Origin of the sequence: Paenibacillus sp. FSL L8-0638 (genome assembly GCF_038593075.1) — a bacterium.
Classification (GTDB): domain Bacteria; phylum Bacillota; class Bacilli; order Paenibacillales; family Paenibacillaceae; genus Paenibacillus; species Paenibacillus polymyxa_D.
Map to the genome: position 1 here is coordinate 605,264 of NZ_CP151960.1, position 17,191 is coordinate 622,454.

At 45.5% G+C, this 17,191-nt stretch carries 15 protein-coding genes; 10 read left to right on the top strand and 5 right to left on the bottom strand.

Going from position 1 to position 17,191, the window contains the following annotated elements; translation table 11 throughout:
* The first annotated feature begins 48 nt into the window (after positions 1-48).
* Positions 49-474: a MarR family transcriptional regulator gene (locus tag MKY35_RS02695; protein ID WP_029515975.1), complete on the top strand. Its 426-nt coding sequence runs from the start codon at positions 49-51 to the stop codon at positions 472-474.
* A 94-nt stretch (positions 475-568) separates the two neighbouring features.
* Here MKY35_RS02695 and MKY35_RS02700 read toward each other — a convergent pair whose 3' ends face one another.
* Positions 569-1,147: a TetR/AcrR family transcriptional regulator gene (locus tag MKY35_RS02700; RefSeq protein WP_342445510.1), complete on the bottom strand. Its 579-nt coding sequence runs from the start codon at positions 1,145-1,147 to the stop codon at positions 569-571.
* A 188-nt stretch (positions 1,148-1,335) separates the two neighbouring features.
* Between MKY35_RS02700 and MKY35_RS02705 the strand changes: the two genes are divergently transcribed.
* Complete coding sequence (locus MKY35_RS02705; protein ID WP_342445511.1) at positions 1,336-2,559, top strand: MFS transporter; 1,224 nt, start codon at positions 1,336-1,338, stop codon at positions 2,557-2,559.
* A 17-nt stretch (positions 2,560-2,576) separates the two neighbouring features.
* Here the strand turns inward: MKY35_RS02705 and MKY35_RS02710 are convergent, their stop codons facing one another.
* Positions 2,577-3,005 carry a DUF3995 domain-containing protein gene (locus MKY35_RS02710; protein WP_342445512.1) on the bottom strand — a complete coding sequence of 143 codons (429 nt, stop codon included), beginning with the start codon at positions 3,003-3,005 and terminating at the stop codon, positions 2,577-2,579.
* A 12-nt stretch (positions 3,006-3,017) separates the two neighbouring features.
* Positions 3,018-3,581 carry a TetR/AcrR family transcriptional regulator gene (locus tag MKY35_RS02715; RefSeq protein WP_342445513.1) on the bottom strand — a complete coding sequence of 188 codons (564 nt, stop codon included), beginning with the start codon at positions 3,579-3,581 and terminating at the stop codon, positions 3,018-3,020.
* Positions 3,582-4,085: 504 nt separating this feature from the next.
* Between MKY35_RS02715 and thrS the strand changes: the two genes are divergently transcribed.
* Entirely contained in the window at positions 4,086-5,999 is a 1,914-nt protein-coding gene (gene thrS, locus MKY35_RS02720) for a threonine--tRNA ligase (protein WP_029515969.1), read from the top strand.
* Between the two features lie 154 nt (positions 6,000-6,153).
* Here the strand turns inward: thrS and MKY35_RS02725 are convergent, their stop codons facing one another.
* A complete protein-coding gene (locus MKY35_RS02725; protein ID WP_039270377.1) occupies positions 6,154-6,954 on the bottom strand; it encodes a GTP pyrophosphokinase family protein in 801 nt (266 codons plus the stop codon).
* A 277-nt stretch (positions 6,955-7,231) separates the two neighbouring features.
* On the opposite strand from MKY35_RS02725, the gene MKY35_RS02730 reads away from it, so the two are divergent.
* The 3 genes from MKY35_RS02730 to MKY35_RS02740 are packed head-to-tail and all read left to right on the top strand — an operon-like array spanning position 7,232 to position 9,383.
* A complete protein-coding gene (locus MKY35_RS02730) occupies positions 7,232-7,693 on the top strand; it encodes an S-ribosylhomocysteine lyase (protein ID WP_029515967.1) in 462 nt (153 codons plus the stop codon).
* A gap of 5 nt (positions 7,694-7,698) precedes the next feature.
* Positions 7,699-8,469, top strand: a complete 771-nt coding sequence (locus MKY35_RS02735) for an SDR family NAD(P)-dependent oxidoreductase (protein WP_029515966.1) — start codon at positions 7,699-7,701, stop codon at positions 8,467-8,469.
* 29 nt (positions 8,470-8,498) lie between these two features.
* Complete coding sequence (locus tag MKY35_RS02740; protein ID WP_342445514.1) at positions 8,499-9,383, top strand: MetQ/NlpA family ABC transporter substrate-binding protein; 885 nt, start codon at positions 8,499-8,501, stop codon at positions 9,381-9,383.
* 40 nt (positions 9,384-9,423) lie between these two features.
* Here MKY35_RS02740 and MKY35_RS02745 read toward each other — a convergent pair whose 3' ends face one another.
* Entirely contained in the window at positions 9,424-10,263 is an 840-nt protein-coding gene (locus tag MKY35_RS02745; RefSeq protein WP_342445515.1) for an AraC family transcriptional regulator, read from the bottom strand.
* Between the two features lie 238 nt (positions 10,264-10,501).
* On the opposite strand from MKY35_RS02745, the gene MKY35_RS02750 reads away from it, so the two are divergent.
* From MKY35_RS02750 to MKY35_RS02765, 4 genes are all read left to right on the top strand, one after another.
* A complete protein-coding gene (locus MKY35_RS02750; RefSeq protein ID WP_342445516.1) occupies positions 10,502-12,685 on the top strand; it encodes an alpha-galactosidase in 2,184 nt (727 codons plus the stop codon).
* Positions 12,686-12,806: 121 nt separating this feature from the next.
* Entirely contained in the window at positions 12,807-14,591 is a 1,785-nt protein-coding gene (locus tag MKY35_RS02755) for a sensor histidine kinase (protein ID WP_342445517.1), read from the top strand.
* Positions 14,584-16,134, top strand: coding sequence for a response regulator transcription factor (locus MKY35_RS02760; RefSeq protein ID WP_342445518.1), 1,551 nt, complete (start codon positions 14,584-14,586; stop codon positions 16,132-16,134). Before MKY35_RS02755 ends, MKY35_RS02760 begins: the two co-directional genes overlap by 8 nt.
* A gap of 87 nt (positions 16,135-16,221) precedes the next feature.
* Positions 16,222-17,178: a sugar ABC transporter permease gene (locus MKY35_RS02765; RefSeq protein WP_029515960.1), complete on the top strand. Its 957-nt coding sequence runs from the start codon at positions 16,222-16,224 to the stop codon at positions 17,176-17,178.
* Positions 17,179-17,191 lie beyond the last annotated feature (13 nt).

Genomic DNA, 17,191 nt, shown 5'->3' on the forward strand with positions numbered 1-17,191 from the left:
TGGTCCCAACTGGGGATGTGTCATTTTTAAGCCAATGAGGTGTATTTGATGAGAAAAAAACAACCGATTGGAAAGCTAATTTCCCACCTGTACCGTCGTAATCAAAAAATATTGTCCAAAAAACTGACTCCTTACGGAATCGGCAGTGGAGGACAACACAGCTTTTTAAAGCTTATTTTGCAGCGGCCGGGCATTACACAAGAGCAGTTGACGAATGAACTTAAATTTGACAAGGCAACCACGGCGCGCTCTGTGAAACAATTGGAGGAATCAGGCTATATTGAACGGAAAACAGACCCAAATGACCGCCGTTCCCATCTTTTGTCTCCTACAGCCAAGGCGCTAGAATTTTCCCCTGTCCTACAAGGAATATTGGACGAGTCCAATGTCAGCCTTGTTCACAATCTATCCGAAGAGGAAGAGGACCTTCTGATCGACCTGCTGCAAAAAATTAGTATAGACCCTGACGAATAAACAAATCAGGAACTGGCCAGAGGATCGTGGCAGGTAAAAGAAAAAGCAGCCCTCACAGAGGATACTCTGTGAGGGCTGCTTGATGCCACGTCATTCAGTCCAAGCCAATTCCTTTGAACGCATTCATGACTAATTGTCGTACATAGAAGTCGTCTAATGGATAACCGGTTACCAACAATCGATAAAAAACGGGCCCATAAATGAGATCGATACATAATTCAATATCGAGATCTTCCTTCAATTCTCCGCGCTCCATTCCGCGCTCAATAAGAAGCCTGGCCTCAAGTCGCCGAGGGTGGAAATATCGGGTCCGGTATGCCTCTGACAATCCTGAATCAAGTTGCCCTTCGCCTATTAACTCCGTAATGATTTTACCCTCTCGACTTATTAAGAACCGCACTAAATTTGTGGCATGAATGAGAATATCATCTAATACAGAGCCCGTGTCGGGCACGGGCAATCTTGCTATGGTGGCTGACAGGAAACCATCCATCACTACGGCAGCTTTGTTAGGCCACCATTTATAAATGGTGGCTTTGCTAACTTTCGCTCGTTCAGCAATTTTTTCTACCGTAACTGCCCCAAAGCCTTGCTCCAACAGTAAATCATAGGAAGCGTTAAGGATAGATTTTTGCGTCTCGACATTACGTGGACGTCCTCTTTTGCTCTGCACTGGAATGCTCACCTTCTTAATAGATATAAGTAACCACAAAAAATAAACTATACGTTCAGTATATCAAATACCATGTAAAAATAAAAAGTTGATTTTGCCTATTTACAAAACGAAACGTTCAGTATATTATTTAACTATCGAATTAATGAACTATACGTTTAGTATTTAAATTAATGAGGAGGATTATCATGCAAAGAGAACAACAAGCCTTAGAAAGTAACCGTATCTCAAATTGGATGATGTTTTTGTTAGCAGCCGCATGCGGCCTTATTGTTGCCAACCTGTACTATGCTCAAACCCTTGTAGGACCTATTCATATTGCTATGGGTCTTTCTTCTACAGCCGCGGGCTTCATTGTCACCTTGACTCAAATCGGCTATGTGGTGGGATTGCTATTTATCGTACCGCTCAGCGACATTATCGAAAATCGACGGCTCATGGTCGTATCGCTAATCATTACAGTCTGTGCATTGGTTGTTGCCGCTTTTGCTACCAATGCCCCGTTGTTCCTGACCGCTTCCTTGTTCATTGGAATTGGATCTGTGGTAGCCCAAATACTGGTGCCGTACGCCACCTATTTAGCATCCGAAGAGCAACGCGGCCGCGTTGTTGGGAATGTCATGAGCGGACTCTTGCTAGGCATTATGTTCGCACGGCCAGTAGCAAGCTTTATCACCAGCATCTGGGGGTGGCAAGCCGTATTTATTTTGTCAGCCATTGTCTTGACGCTGTTGACGATTCTGCTCTCGCGAGCTCTTCCAGAACGCAAGCCTGTGCCTAAGGTATCTTACAGTAAATTGATTTTCTCGTTAGGTACTCTTCTAAAACAAACGCCTGCATTGCGTCGCCGTGCCCTCTATCAAGCCTGCCTATTTGGTGCATTCAGCCTATTTTGGACTGTTGTTCCTCTACGTTTGGCGGATGATTTCGGAATGTCCCAACAAGGGATTGCATTGTTTGCTTTAGTAGGCGTAGGTGGTGCAGTAGCTGCTCCGATTGCCGGGAGATTGGCGGATAAAGGCTGGAGTAAAGTATTAACCGGGTTAGCTATGATCATTGCAGCCATGTCTTTTTTGCTCATCTATCTTTTTCAAAGTCATTCGACGGTTGCACTCGTACTTCTCTTTATTTCCGCGATTACACTGGATATGGCTGTATCGGGAAATCTTGTACTTGGACAGCGTGTGATTTACTCCTTGGGAAGTGAAGCGAGAGGGCGTTTGAATGGATTATTCATGTCTATTTTTTTCATAGGCGGAGCGATTGGATCATCATTAGGTGGTTGGTCGTATGCGTTAGGAGGTTGGAATTTCAGTGCTCTGATTGGAGTCGTCCTGCCAGTGCTGGCTTTGCTGTACTTTTTCACTGAGAAAGAAACGAGTGGAGACGTGCGAAAGAAACAAACCACCTGATAGAGGTCAGCTTTAAGTTATGCCGTACGCAAAAACATAATGATTAAAATGGCTGTTCCCAAGAGAAAGCAAAGGGGCGAATAGAGCACACTGTCCCATTTTGCAAAAACGGTTCCTTTCTTTCTCTTGCAGAACCCTACCCATTTGAAATCTCCTATAGAACGTAAAATAAATACGCATGACAACAAGCCTGCACCGTAGGAATGAAAGGACCTGAAAAACTGGAATTGTGTTACTCCACCTAGTTCTAGGACGAACCAAGCGGCTAAAGCTAGTAAGATGGCAACAATTGATGTCCCTATCTTGGAGGGTTTAAAGAGTAAATCCGTTCCCGTGCTTGGAATCGCTGCCTTAGCGCCTTTTTGTCCGCCGAATACCCAATATAAATGCATGCCGCTCAGTACCCATAGAATTCCGCCAACTGCCCATGTAAGTAATTCCAACATCCCACATCCTCCTTAATTGGATTCATTCGAAATCCACTCTGTCCAAATCATGTGAATATGCTGCTGAATGGCTTCGTCACTTAATGTCTCTTGCTTGTGACGCTCATACCAGCCTAAGTAGTAATGGTACAGCATCCATGATCTCTGAAAGGCTTTCTCTGCCTGCATTCCCTTCTGTATTAAAAGCTCTTTCATAAACTCCATTCTCATCTGTTCAACTTCATCGAGCAAGGAACGGTAACTATCATCCTTCAATGATAGTTTTCGCAGATAAAACAGAAAATCTCCTCGTTTCGTCTTCCCGAACATCTGGGTTAACAACTCTCTGATCCGCTCATCTGCAGCAGCATGGATGATGGACGCTGCAATCACCTGTTGTGTCGTCTGTTCCTTCCATGTCTCCACAATCTGTCTAATGTAGCTGCTGCGATTGTTAAAATACCAATAAAAACTGCTCTTACTGCACTCCAAAGAAACGGCCATTTTTTCAACTACGAGTTGATCAATTCCACCCTGTTCAAAACGTTCGATTCCTTTCTGAATCCATTGTTCTTCTGTGACAATAATTCTAGGCATCTCTCCTTCTTCCTTTCTGTACGGTATCGTCTAGATGAGTGTATATTATAGTGTTTTCAGAGCTGTGTAAATATGGATACATAAACGCCCACTTGAAATACCTGCGAATTTGATCTATAATGCTGTAGCATATAGTGATATTCAAGGCATTGACCAAAGACATGATTTCCTTGAAGGGCCGTTCAGAGAGAAAAGACGAGGCTGAGAGCTTTTCCGGCAACCGCATGTGAAGTTACCCCTTTGTAGCCGTGACGTTGAACATGTAGCTGTGCAATCTGGCAGTGACATCAGTAAGCGCCTACCGCTTTATCCCCGTTAACGGATACCAATGGAGGGTCACGCATGTCGTGCATGAGCATGTTCCGATGAACATGAATGTACGCACAGGAGCGGGCCGAACTAGGGTGGAACCACGAGCTGAACGCACTCGTCCCTTAAGGGAGAGAGGCGTTTTTTTGCGTTCAATTTTGATATAGCACACAATTTGAAATGGAGGCTTTAATCGTGAGTATTCAAGTAAAATTGCCGGATGGAGCCGTACGCGAGTACGAGCAGGGCGTAACGATCGCCGATGTGGCGGGTTCGATCAGCTCCGGGCTGAAAAAGAACGCCGTAGCAGGTAAAGTGAATGGGAAGGCTGTAGACCTGAACACCGTTTTGGACCAGAACGTTGACCTTGAAATCATTACGCTGGACGGTGCAGACGGTCTGGAAATTTATCGCCACAGTACAGCGCATTTGCTGGCACAGGCGCTCAAACGCATTTACGGTGAGAAAAATGTGAAGCTGGGTATCGGTCCGGTCATCGACAGCGGCTTCTACTATGACATTGATATCGAAAACCCATTGTCCGTTGACGACTTGGCCAAGATTGAGAAGGAAATGACGAAGATCGCACAGGAAAATCTGCCGATTACACGTCGTGTGGTCAGCCGTGAGGAAGCCACTCGTATTTTTGGAGAGTTGGAAGATCCACTGAAGCTGGAACTAATTCGTGATTTGCCGGAAGAAGCGGAAATTACAATTTATGACCAAGGCGAATTTTTTGACCTGTGTCGTGGCCCGCATTTGCCATCTACTGGCCGCATCAAAGCTTTTAAACTGTTGAGTGTAGCGGGTGCATACTGGAGAGGCGATTCCAACAACAAGATGCTGCAACGTATCTACGGAACAGCATTCCCGAAAAAAGCACAACTGGATGAGCACCTGCATTTGCTGGAGGAAGCAAAAAAACGCGACCATCGCAAGTTGGGTAAAGAGTTGGAACTGTTCATGTTCTCCGAGGAAGCACCGGGTATGCCGTTCTACCTGCCTAAAGGTATGGTTGTCCGCACTGCATTGGAAGATTACTCCCGTGACATTCAACGTCTGCATGGCTATGAGGAAGTACGTACACCGCTGATGATGAACAACCGGCTGTGGGAACAATCGGGACACTATGAGCATTACAAGGAAAACATGTACTTCTCCGAAGTGGATGAAACTACATTTGCGCTGAAACCGATGAACTGCCCAGGTCATATGCTTGTATTTAAAAATGAGCTTCACTCCTACCGCGATCTGCCAATTCGTATAGCCGAATTTGGACAAGTGCATCGCCATGAGCTGTCCGGTGCGTTGAACGGTATGATGCGTGTTCGTACATTCTGTCAGGATGATGCGCATATTTTCGTCACACCAGGTCAGATTGAACAAGAGATTTCAGACGTAATTAAGCTGATTAACGAAATGTATAGTGTGTTTGGCTTTGACTTCACAGTGGAATTGTCCACACGTCCAGATGACTTTATGGGCGAGCCAGCACTGTGGGATCAAGCGGAACAAGCTCTGCAAAACGTGCTGGATCACCTGGGCATCAACTACCGTATTAATGCGGGAGATGGAGCATTTTACGGTCCAAAAATTGACTTCCACATTCTCGATGCGCTCAAACGCAGCTGGCAGTGCGGAACGATCCAATTGGACTTCCAAATGCCTGAGAAATTCGACCTCACTTATGTGGGCGAGGACAACCAGAAGCACCGTCCAGTCGTTATTCACCGTGCCATCTATGGTTCGATTGACCGCTTCATGGGCATCCTGACTGAGCATTTTACAGGTGCATTCCCATTGTGGTTGGCTCCTGTTCATGCGAAGCTGTTGCCAGTATCCGAGAACTATATCGAGACTGCTAATGAGATACAGGATGCATTGCTGAAAGCGGGTCTGCGCGTCGAAGTGGATACTCGCAATGAGAAGCTTGGTTATAAAATCCGCGAGGCGCAACTAGAGAAGGTTCCATATATGTTCGTTATCGGGGAAAATGAAAAAACAACCGGTACTGTAGCGGTTCGTAAACGCGGCGAAGGCGATCTGGGATCACTCAGCATTGCGGACATCGTTGAGAAAATCAGCACAGAAATCCGTGAGAAACAGTAATATTTGATCGAAAAAATGTGTAAAAGAGCCATCAAAACCATGATGAACGTGGTTTTGATGGCTCTTTTTTTGTACATTACAGAATTCAGCGTAAGACTGAACCAACGTTTTTGCAGCCTCGACGGAATTCTTAAGTTATCTTGCACACAAAAACTTAGCAGGTTTGTGGCCGTGAAGTGGCGTGATCTGCGGGGAGGGAGAGTGTCTTCATGGACGACTCTTCGGATGGTTTCGCCGGGGTTTCTTCCGCATCCTGTTCCTCGCTAAGCGATAAAATTTCGCCGCGCAACTTCAGCATTTTCTGATCCAGCTCGTAGGTTGCACGTGCAGCTTCGGTCAATCCATTAACGACATGTTCAGGCACTTTCTTATCGAACTTATAGTACAAAATATGCTCCATACTGGCCCAGAAATCCATAGCCAATGTACGCAATTGAATTTCAACCTTGATCCAGCGTGTGCCCTCAAACAGGATCAGTGGAATTTCCACAATGACATGCAGGCTCTGATAGCCGTTGGGCTTAGGATGGGCTATATAGTCCTTGACCTCCAGAATACGAATGTCTTCCCGAGTGTGTAGATGATCCATCAGACGATAAATATCTTTCACAAAGGCGCATACCACACGCATCCCCGCGATATCATGAATTTCACGCAATATATTGTCCAAGGTCACTTCATGCCCTTTGCGCCGAACCTTTTCCACGATGCTGTGGGGCTCTTTGATTCGGGTTTTAATATGTTCAATCGGGCTAAAACCGTCTAACAGCTTCCATTCCGTCTGGATCAGCTTAATTTTATTCTTTAATTCTTCCAGAGCCAGCTGATAAAGGACGGGAATCTTTCTCCACTCCTCTAGTTGCTTGGCGTCAACACTGTTTTGATCCAGCTGTAGCTGAAATTCCTGCAAGGGTAATGGGACAGCATTCAGGTGCTTCCAATCCGGTTCATTCACAGAGCATTCTCCTAAATGAGGCTTATGATGTCCTCGATCTTTTTCGTAAAAATGCATTATCGTATACATTGTACACTATGTCAAAACCTACAGGCAAAGGAGAGACGGACAAAGAAAAAAAGAAATACGACAAGAATTATAGTGGTAAAACCGAGTAATCCGATGTATAATTACAAAAATGCTGATTTGGAGCATTTAATTCTTTTAAAAAAATCACAAATGTAGAGTATCCATCATTAGATTAAAAATATAAATTACAGAAAAGAGGAAAAGAAAAATGGCAAAAGTAGAAAGTTTTCAATTAGATCACACGATTGTAAAGGCTCCTTATGTAAGAGCAGCGGGAGTAGAGCATGACGAAAAAGGAAGCACAGTACAAAAGTATGACTTGAGATTTTTGCAACCCAATGAAGATGCACTTCCGACAGCAGCTGTACATACGCTGGAGCACTTATTAGCCACGTATCTGAGAGATGAAATCAAAGGAATTATTGATATCTCTCCTATGGGATGCAGAACGGGGTTCTACTTGATTTTATGGAATGAACATGAGCCTGAGGAAATTGCACTCGCTTTGGAAAAAACCTTGAAAAGAATTCTGGAAACGACAGAGGTCCCGGCTGTTACTGCTTTGGAATGTGGGAACTACAAGGACCACTCCCTTTTCTCTGCGCAGGAATATGTGAAGATTGTATTGGAAGCAGGCATTAGCCGCGATCCTTTCGAAAGAGTATTGTAAAATCTATGATTTCGATTGACCTATCTCATCAGACAGCGGTAGTGACAGGCGGTAAGTCAGGCATAGGCAAGGGAATTGTAGAGCTTTTCATTCAAAGCGGAGCTAAAGTGATTTCTGCTGATATCTCTTATGAAGAGCCGTATAGAGTGGTCAATCCACAGTTGGTTGAAACTCAATTGGACATATCCAAACCGGATGATATCGAAAGATGGTGCGATTTACTAATCAGCGAAGCGGGAGTTCCTGATATATTGGTGAACTGCGCGGGTACTTCTACGATGGATTATGTCATTGATAGTGAGTTGGCTGATTGGGAGAAAGTATTTTCGATCAATTCAACCGGATTATATGTAACGTCCAAACGTTTTGCCAAAGAAATGGTGGCTGCTCGTAAAGCAGGACGAATTATTCAAATGGCTTCGCAGGCTGGAAAAAATGGATATCGGGCGATGGGCGGATATTGTGCTTCCAAACATGCGGTTCTCGGCTTGACCAAGGTGATGGCCATTGAGCTTGCCCGGCAAAATATTTTGGTAAATGCGGTCTGCCCTGGCATTGTAGAAACGCCGATGAAGCATCGTGAACGGATTGAAGGAGGCGTCATTCGCGGAATGACCGCTCAAGAAATATACGAAGAAGATTGTTCACAGGTCCCTTTGGGGAGAACGGCCGAGGTGGAGGATGTTGCCAATGTAGTGCTGTTTCTGGCAAGTCCGCTCTCTGCATACATGACAGGACAAGCGATTAATGTTACAGGTGGAATGACGATGCACTAGCATACTAGCATGATCTGGGGGAAAACAACATGAGAAAATCGTTCGTTTTACTATTAGGGATTAGTTTATTATTAGTTGCCGCAGGATGCGGTACTAAAAGTTCAGACAGCAATGGCTCCAGCGCCGCTTCCGGTTCGGAAACGCAAAAAGTAGTCATCGGATCCATGGGCTCTGACGCCCAGATATGGAAGCATATTGCCCAGTCCCAGGCCGCCAAGGATGCCAAGCTGGACATTGAAGTGAAAGAAATTAACGGTGGAATCGAAACGAACAATGCAACCAAAGAAGGCGAAGTAGACGTGAATGCATTCCAATCATGGGCGTACCTGGTTAGCTATAACAAAGAGAGCAAAGCCGATTTGAAGGCGATAGCCACAACCTATCTGGAGCCGATGGGGATTTATTCGCAAAAATTCAAAAGCATCGATGAAGTGACTGACGGGGCTCTGGTAGCTTTGGCAGATAACCCGGCCAATACGGCAAGAGGTTTAAAGTTATTGGAAGCCTCCGGTTTGATCAAGCTTAAGGCTGACTTTAATGATGCCTTGGGTACAGTCAATGATATTACTAGCAATCCTAAAAACCTGAAATTTGAACTCATTGATGACAAAACAGGCCCACGAGTGATTCAAGATGTAGGCTTGGTGCTGATTGGGAATACGATTGCTTTAGAAGGGGGCCTGAATGTACTGAAAGATTCCTTGTTCCATGAGGAAATCAGTCAGGCAACCAAAAATAATATTAACGTTCTGGTGACTTCATCTGATAAGGCGAATAACAAAGGGCTGCAAAAGTTAGCGGATCTCTATCATAACGAGGATACTCAAAAATACATTAAAGATGAATTTGGCGGTACCAAAGTAGAAGTTAAAGAGCCGGTTTCTTATTTGGAAGGACAAACTACAACAAAATAAACTTATGAGGTCAGCCAGTTTTTCGGGTTGACCTCTTTTGTTAGTAGTCGGCTTGAGTTTGAGCATGGGTTTCGATTCGATAGTGTTTGGGGGAGAATCCCTTTATTTTTTTAAAAATTTTCGAGAAGAGTAAAGGATCGTTATAGCCGACTGAACGGGAAATATCACCGATCGAAAGTTCAGCGTTTCCCATCATTTCACATGCTTTGTTGATCCTATAGCGAACCAAATAATCCTGAATGCTTGTGTTCACTTGTTGTTTGAATAACGAACATAAATAGCTTCGATTGAGTCCGATAAAATTTGCAATGTGCTCAATGGTAATCTTCTGAGCATAATTCATTTCGATAAAATCCTTCACTTTTTCCACGTAAATTTCCGCCCGGCTTTCCTTTTGTTCAGGAGGTGTTACCGGACCGAACTCTATAAGCTCCGATAACATTAGGCATAGCAGACCGGTCAGTCTGGTTTCCCGAGCTTTATGGCATCCACTTGATTCGTTCATGAGCTGCAAATACTGATAAATCAAATGGTCTCCTTCAAAGTTGAGGATTGGACGCGTCATCGTTAGACCTGCTTGCTTGAGGAGTGTTTCTGCCAGTACCCCGTTAAAACCAAACCAGCAATAAGACCAGGGATTTACGGCATCGGCTTGATAATAAGTGATGACTTGCGGGCAGATTAGAAACCACTGTCCTTTCCGCAAGCGATAACTGAACCCGCCAACCTCGAAGGTACCCTCTCCGTCCAAAACATAATGGAGCAAATAGTGATCTCTTATCGCAGGTCCAAAAAAGTGACTCGGTATGCATTTCTCTATGCCAAACTGAGTTAGATACAATTCAGAGTGCTGTTTACTACGTGGCAAATATTCTATCACGCTAAATCTCCTTATGTAAATTATCAAGCATTATAACATAAATAGTGAGCACCATGCCATGTACTTCATATCTAAAATTAATATATGATTTCTGTAGAACCTGCTGCTATATTGTTGGATCTTATCAAGCTTTACACCATATGGGCTTAGTTGATGCCTGCTACATAAAGATTCTTCTAAGTGCCTTTTTGGTGTGGATCTCCGATGATTATTATCTAAGAGAGGGGTTATTTTCCCAATGGGTATCATTGTTCAAGAGCAAACGGGGCTGTTTCATCTACAGTCGTCGGGCATGAGTTATATTATTCAGGTTGTGGATGGATTTCCTGTGCATGTATACTGGGGAGATAGGCTGAAGCATCGCGAATCAACGGCCGATCTATTGCCTCACACTTCTGCGACGGCTGGATTGGATCGGCTACCGCAAGAGTATCCGCAGTATGGGAGTGGAGACTTCCGTACCCCGGCGTATCAGGTAGAACTTGAGGATGGAACTCGTATTACGGAGTTGAAGTACGATGGTTACCGTATCATGAAGGGAAAGCCATCATTAAGCGGGCTTCCGGCCGTATATACCGAGAATGAAGACGAAGCGGATACGCTGGAACTGGAATTAAAAGATGCCTTTTCAGGTCTTAAAGTGGTTCTTCTTTACACCGTTTTCGCGGATCGAAACGTAATCGCTCGTTCGGCTCGCTTGAGTAATGCGGGGGAAAAGAATCTTAGGCTCCTTCGTGCACTAAGCGCCAGTGTCGATTTTTCGGGTAAAAGCGATTTGGAATTCATGTATCTTTCGGGAGCATGGGCTCGGGAAGGGAATATTACCCGCAAACCGATTCTTCAAGGTGAAACCCGAATTGATAGTAAAAGGGGCATGAGCAGCCATCAACTCAACCCTTTTACTGCATTGGTCACTCGGGAGACAACGGAAAGCTATGGCGAGGCATTCGGCTTTAGCCTTGTGTATAGCGGGGGCTTTGAGGCGGGAGCGGAAATGGATTCATTTGGCTCTACACGGTTTAACATCGGCGTGAACTCCTTTGACTTTTCGTGGTTACTGAGCCCAGGGGAGAGTTTCCAAACGCCAGAAGCCGTTATGGTTTACTCCGGTCAAGGCCTGGGAGATATGTCGCGGACGTATCATCGCTTGTATCGGACTCGACTCTGCCGAGGGAAATATCGGGACGGAGAAAGACCTATTCTGGTCAACAACTGGGAAGCTACCTATTTTGACTTCAATGCAGATAAGTTGGTATCGATCGCGAAAGAGGGGGCTGAGCTAGGTATCGAACTATTTGTCTTAGATGACGGTTGGTTCGGAAAACGAGATTCCGACAATTCGTCTCTTGGCGATTGGTACGAGGATCGTCGGAAGCTGCCAGACGGACTTGCGGATGTCGCGAAACGTATCAATCAGCTGGGTCTTGAGTTCGGGCTTTGGTTTGAGCCAGAGATGATCTCTCCAGACAGTGAGTTGTACCGGGAGCATCCGGACTGGTGCCTTCACGTTCCGGGACGGAGGCGCAGCGAAGCCAGATGGCAGCTAGTGCTGGACTATACTCGCAAGGAAGTGCGCGATTTCATCTACGATTCGCTGGCTGCCATTTTCTCCAGCGTGCCGGTTTCTTACGTGAAATGGGATATGAACCGCTGCCTGACGGAAATCGGTTCCGCTGCTCTGCCGCCGGAACGCCAATCCGAGACTGCCCATCGCTATGTTCTTGGATTGTATGAGCTATTGGAGCGCGTCACCACTGAATTTCCGCATATTCTTTTCGAGAGCTGTTCAAGTGGCGGAGGACGCTTTGATCCAGGCATGCTTTACTACATGCCTCAAGTCTGGACTAGTGATAATACCGATGCGGTGGAACGCCTGAAGATTCAATATGGAACTAGCCTTGTCTATCCTGTAAGCGCAACCGGGGCGCATGTCTCGGCAGTTCCGAACCATCAAGTTGGACGCATAACGCCCCTTGATTTTCGAGGTGATGTAGCCATGTCCGGGAATTTTGGATATGAGCTTGATCTCACGAAATTCACCGATGAGGAAAAAGAGACGGTCAAACGCCAAATCGCAGTCTACAAGCAGATTCGTGGTTTAGTACAGAAGGGTGACTTGTATCGCCTAAAGAGTCCGTTTGAAAATAACGAGTCGGCTTGGATGTTTGTTTCTGAAGACCAAGAGGATGCCATCGTCTACTATTTCCAAGTGATGGCTGTCCCGAACGCGCCTTGGCGAGCCCTCCGCCTTGACGGACTTAATCTAGAACTCGAATATGAAGTTCAGTCAGGAAATAGCGGGCAAAAGTCTATCCATGGGGGGGATAGGCTTATGAAGTTGGGGCTCCCTCTTGTCTACAGACAGAAAGACTATGAAAGTGGATGGTTCAGGCTCCGGGCAATAAGGTCCGGCAAGGCCTAAAGGATCAGTACAACTGTAAACTGCCAAAAGAGAAAAAACAATCGATTAGGTTATGCCCCTTTTTATATGAAAAGGGGCATTTTGCGCGTAGCAGCCGCACTGATCGGAGAGGGGGGAAGCCTTGTTTTTTATACGAATGATGAATGACATGAAACTGAGGAAGAAAATGACGCTTACATTCATTTCGGTAGCCGTTCTTCCCTTGCTGTTATGCGGTCTGTTTCTGACCGGGAGGCTTCGAGAGATTGTCATTAAGAACGCCTTTATGCAAGCATCCAACAATGTTGAAAGGGTCCGAAATCGTACAGGAGAACTGATTAAAGTTCCGCTGGACATCTCGTACCGGCTAACCAATGACAGCCGGATGAAGATGGTGGCCAGCCAAAAGTATAACAGCTACCTCGAAGTCATTCAGGCATATCGGGGGTATACGGATATTCGTGACTACCTCCAGTTATACAAAGAAATATGCGGCATCCGTGTCTATGTCGCTAATCCAGGAGCGCTTAACAATTGGGAATTTATCCAGCCTGACGATACGATCACAACCGCAGATTGGTACAAGGAGGCTATAGATCAGAAAGGCTTGGCCGGATGGGATTTAATCAAGGATGAGAGGGACGGTTCCGATTATCTCAGTCTAATTCGTTCATTCTCAGTGGATTCACTAGGGCGAAAAGGAGTTCTGGTCATGAATGTAAACAAGCGCCAATTAAATTCAATCCTAGAGCAGGAATCGTTTCCTACCTTGATCGTAGATAACCAGAATCAGATCGTCGCGTCTAATGAAGCAAAGTTGTTCGGGAAGAATCTTTCCGAAATTCATGCTGACGAAAATATACTTTTTAATCAGGAAGGAAGTTACAACACGTTCATCAACGGAAAAGCGTCAAAAGTGGTTATTGCAAATCTAATTCCACAGAACAGTTGGAACGGACTTCGCGTCATTTCCATCTTTTCCGTTTCAGAGATCACCCGCGATGCCAATCAAGTGATATGGCTTGGCGGAATCGTGATCACGGCCAGCCTGATGTTTGCAGTCTTACTTATCTATGCTTCTGCTTCGCTATTATCCAGAAGGCTTCTCCGCTTGAGCAAACATATGACCAAAGTTGGCGCGGGCTCATGGGAAAGATTTCTCCATATCGACGGAAAAGATGAAGTCGGTATACTATCAAGGCAATTTAACGCGCTCGTAAGCAGCGTGAACAATTTGGTGCAGGAGGTCCAAGAAACGAATCGTCAGAAAAATCTCGTAGAGCAAAGACAAAACGAGATCAAATTTAAAATGCTGGCCAGCCAGATTAACCCGCACTTTCTCTTCAATTCGTTGGAGTCCATCAGAATGGAGGCCCACATTCGCAAACAGGACGATATTGCTGAGGCAGTATGGCAGCTGAGTACGTTGCTTCGCAGCAGTCTGGAGGCCGGTAATGATAAGATTCCGCTACGCAAAGAACTTGAGCGGGTTAGCTGTTATCTTGATCTTCAAAAGTTCCGATATGAAGACCGTTTGAATTATCGTTTAACGGTTGATCCGAATTTGGAGGAGATGTTGGTCCCGCCGTTGATTATTCAACCTTTGGTGGAGAATTCTATTGTGCATGGCCTGGATAACCGCGCAGAAGGAGCTGTCATTGAAGTGAAAGTAAAGGAAATTCTGGAGGGGGTCCGAGTTATGGTACGTGATAACGGGGCTGGTTTCACGGCCGATCGTCTCGCTCTTGTACGGGAAGAGCTTGCTGCATCCTTACATGAACAGGAGGTCCAGCGGATTGGATTGCGAAACGTAAACGATCGTCTCGTTTTACTGTATGGGGCTTCTAGTGCCTTGAAAATCGAGAGCGAGCCTGGGAAAGGCACTTGTATTCAGTTTTTCATTCCTGGAGGGAATCCAAATGATTAAGGTAGTGATCGTTGATGATGAACCGAAGCTTCGTCAAGGCCTTCAAACGCTGATTCCATGGGAAAGTCTCGGATTTACCGTTATTGCTGCGGCAGCTAATGGAAAAGAAGCATTGAAAGTCATTGAGGAAAAGACTCCCGATGTCGTAATTGTCGATATCCGCATGCCGGTTATGGATGGTTTACAGTTGATTGAGCACTTGACATCTGACGGTCATCATTTGCATTTTATGATTCTCAGTGGATATGCCGACTTCGAGTATGCCAAACAAGCGATCAAATACGGAGTTGTCGGCTATCTCCTTAAACCGGTGGACGTCGCTGAAATGTCGGCCAACTTAAAGCGGATACGCGAGCGGATTGAAGAGGAGCGACTTCAAGGAGAGTGGCGTGAGAGGGAGATTATGAATCGTGATTATTGCCTGCATAGCCTGCTCGTCCCGCAAGAGAAAACTGAGGATCCCGCCAAATTGAGAAGTAAGGCAAAAGAAGCGGATTTGTTGTGGACCAGCTATGAAGTCGTAGTCGTCTACCCGCGTGTTTCTGAAGTGGATCGTGCCGATGTGGTAAATCGGCTTTCGATTGAGTTAAAACCAAAGATAGAAGGGCAGATGATGGGGCTTGTAACTGTGATTCCCCCCTATACGGTCCTTCTGCTCAACGAGCCGCTGCGCGGAAGGAAACGACGTGAAAGTCTGTATAACGAGATTCGTAACGCCGTGGGTAATGTACGGTTCGTTGCTGCAACCGGAGGGGGAGTGTCTGTTCCCGAAGATATTTGCAAATCTTTTTTTAAGGCCCAGAAAGCAGTAAAACAAGCTTTTTTCAGCGAGAAGAACCGACTGATAGATCCGTATCCTCTCTTTTCGCCCTCGCTGGATTCTCCCCGATTGTCCGTCAATAAAGCCGAAGAAATGATGGAGGATTTCATCTTCCGCCTGTATTACAGTTTGGAGGTAGGAAACCAGGCTATAGTACTACCGTTGTTGAACGAGGCGGCAGCATTTTTTCTCAAGCAGGGGCAAGATGAGAAAACTGTTAAAGAATCCTTCTTCTTTCTGTCCAATGCAGTCATTCACAAGCTGACCGCGGGTTTCTGTATCGAGTTGAAAGAGACGGAGGCAGTTTCCCGTTTCCTAAATGGGATATATCAGCATGATCACCTAGATGATCTTTTGGAAGAGACCCACTGTTTCCTACTAGCATTGGGAAAAGACTCCGAACACCGTGGAAAGGAGCAGGAATTCAAAAAAATGATCGATTTCATTCACAGGCATTATGCGGACAATCTGAGGCTGGAAACGCTAGCCGGACTACTAAACTACAGTACCGCCTATTTAGGCCAGCTTTTCAAGAACAAGACTGGGGAGTACTTCAACACCTATCTGGACCGAGTCCGCATCCAAAAGGCCAAGGAGCTGCTGGATCAGGGAATGAAAGTATACGAAGTCGCTGAAAGCGTGGGCTATACAAGCGTCAACTACTTTTACAGCAAATTCAAAAGGTACGAAGGCCGTTCACCGTCGGAATATAGAAATCCATAATTTGTGTATGATTTTTCCCGAAATCCGTTGTATGGGCGCGGACTCCTCTCTGTTTTATGATGGATTTTAAGAGAGGGGATGAAAAAAATGAAAGCGGTAACAGTGGTTTCGGAAAAGGCATACAAAAAGACGGAGAGGAATGCTTGGAAGGTATTTAAAAGCCAGAGGTATCTTTACTACATGTCCATTCCATTTGTTATTTGGGTTTTTGTCTTCCAGTATTTGCCGCTATGGGGCTGGACAATGGCCTTTCAAAAATATAAACCCGGGTTGAGTTTTTTTGAGCAAAAGTGGGTGGGCTTGGAGCATTTTCGTACTTTGTTCCGAGATGATCATTTCTACCAAGTGCTGCGGAACACGCTGGCTATGAGTCTTATGGGACTGATCGCCGGTTTTATCGTGCCGGTTGTCTTTGCTTTACTGCTCAACGAGGTTCGTATCCAGGTTATAAAACGATTTGTTCAGACGGTATCTTATCTGCCGCACTTTGTTTCATGGGTGGTTGCTGCAGGCATTGTCACCAAAATGCTTTCAGCGGATGGCGGTGTCGTGAATGATATGTTCATGGGTCTAGGCATCATCGAACAGCCGATCCAGTTTATGGCCCAAGGTAAATTATTTTGGTGGGTTGTAACCTTCGGAGACATCTGGAAGGAAACAGGTTGGAACGCCATTATTTATCTGGCTGCCATCGCCGGTATTGGTCCTGAATTATACGAGGCTGCGCGGGTCGACGGCGCTAGCCGATTCCGGCAAATGTGGCATATCACGCTGCCAGGGATCCGGCCGACCATTATCATCCTCCTGATTATGTCTATTGGTCATTTGCTCGGTACGGGATTCGAGAAACAATTTTTGCTGGGCAATCACCTGGTCATTGATTACTCTGAAGTACTTGATTTGTATGCGCTTAATTATGGTCTGGCGATGGGACGTTACTCTTTCGGAACGGCAATTAATATCTTTAATTCGGTGATAAGCCTGATCCTATTGTTTGCGGCTAACGGAATCTTTAAGCGCTATACCAACGAGAGTATTATGTAGGGAGGATAAAGGA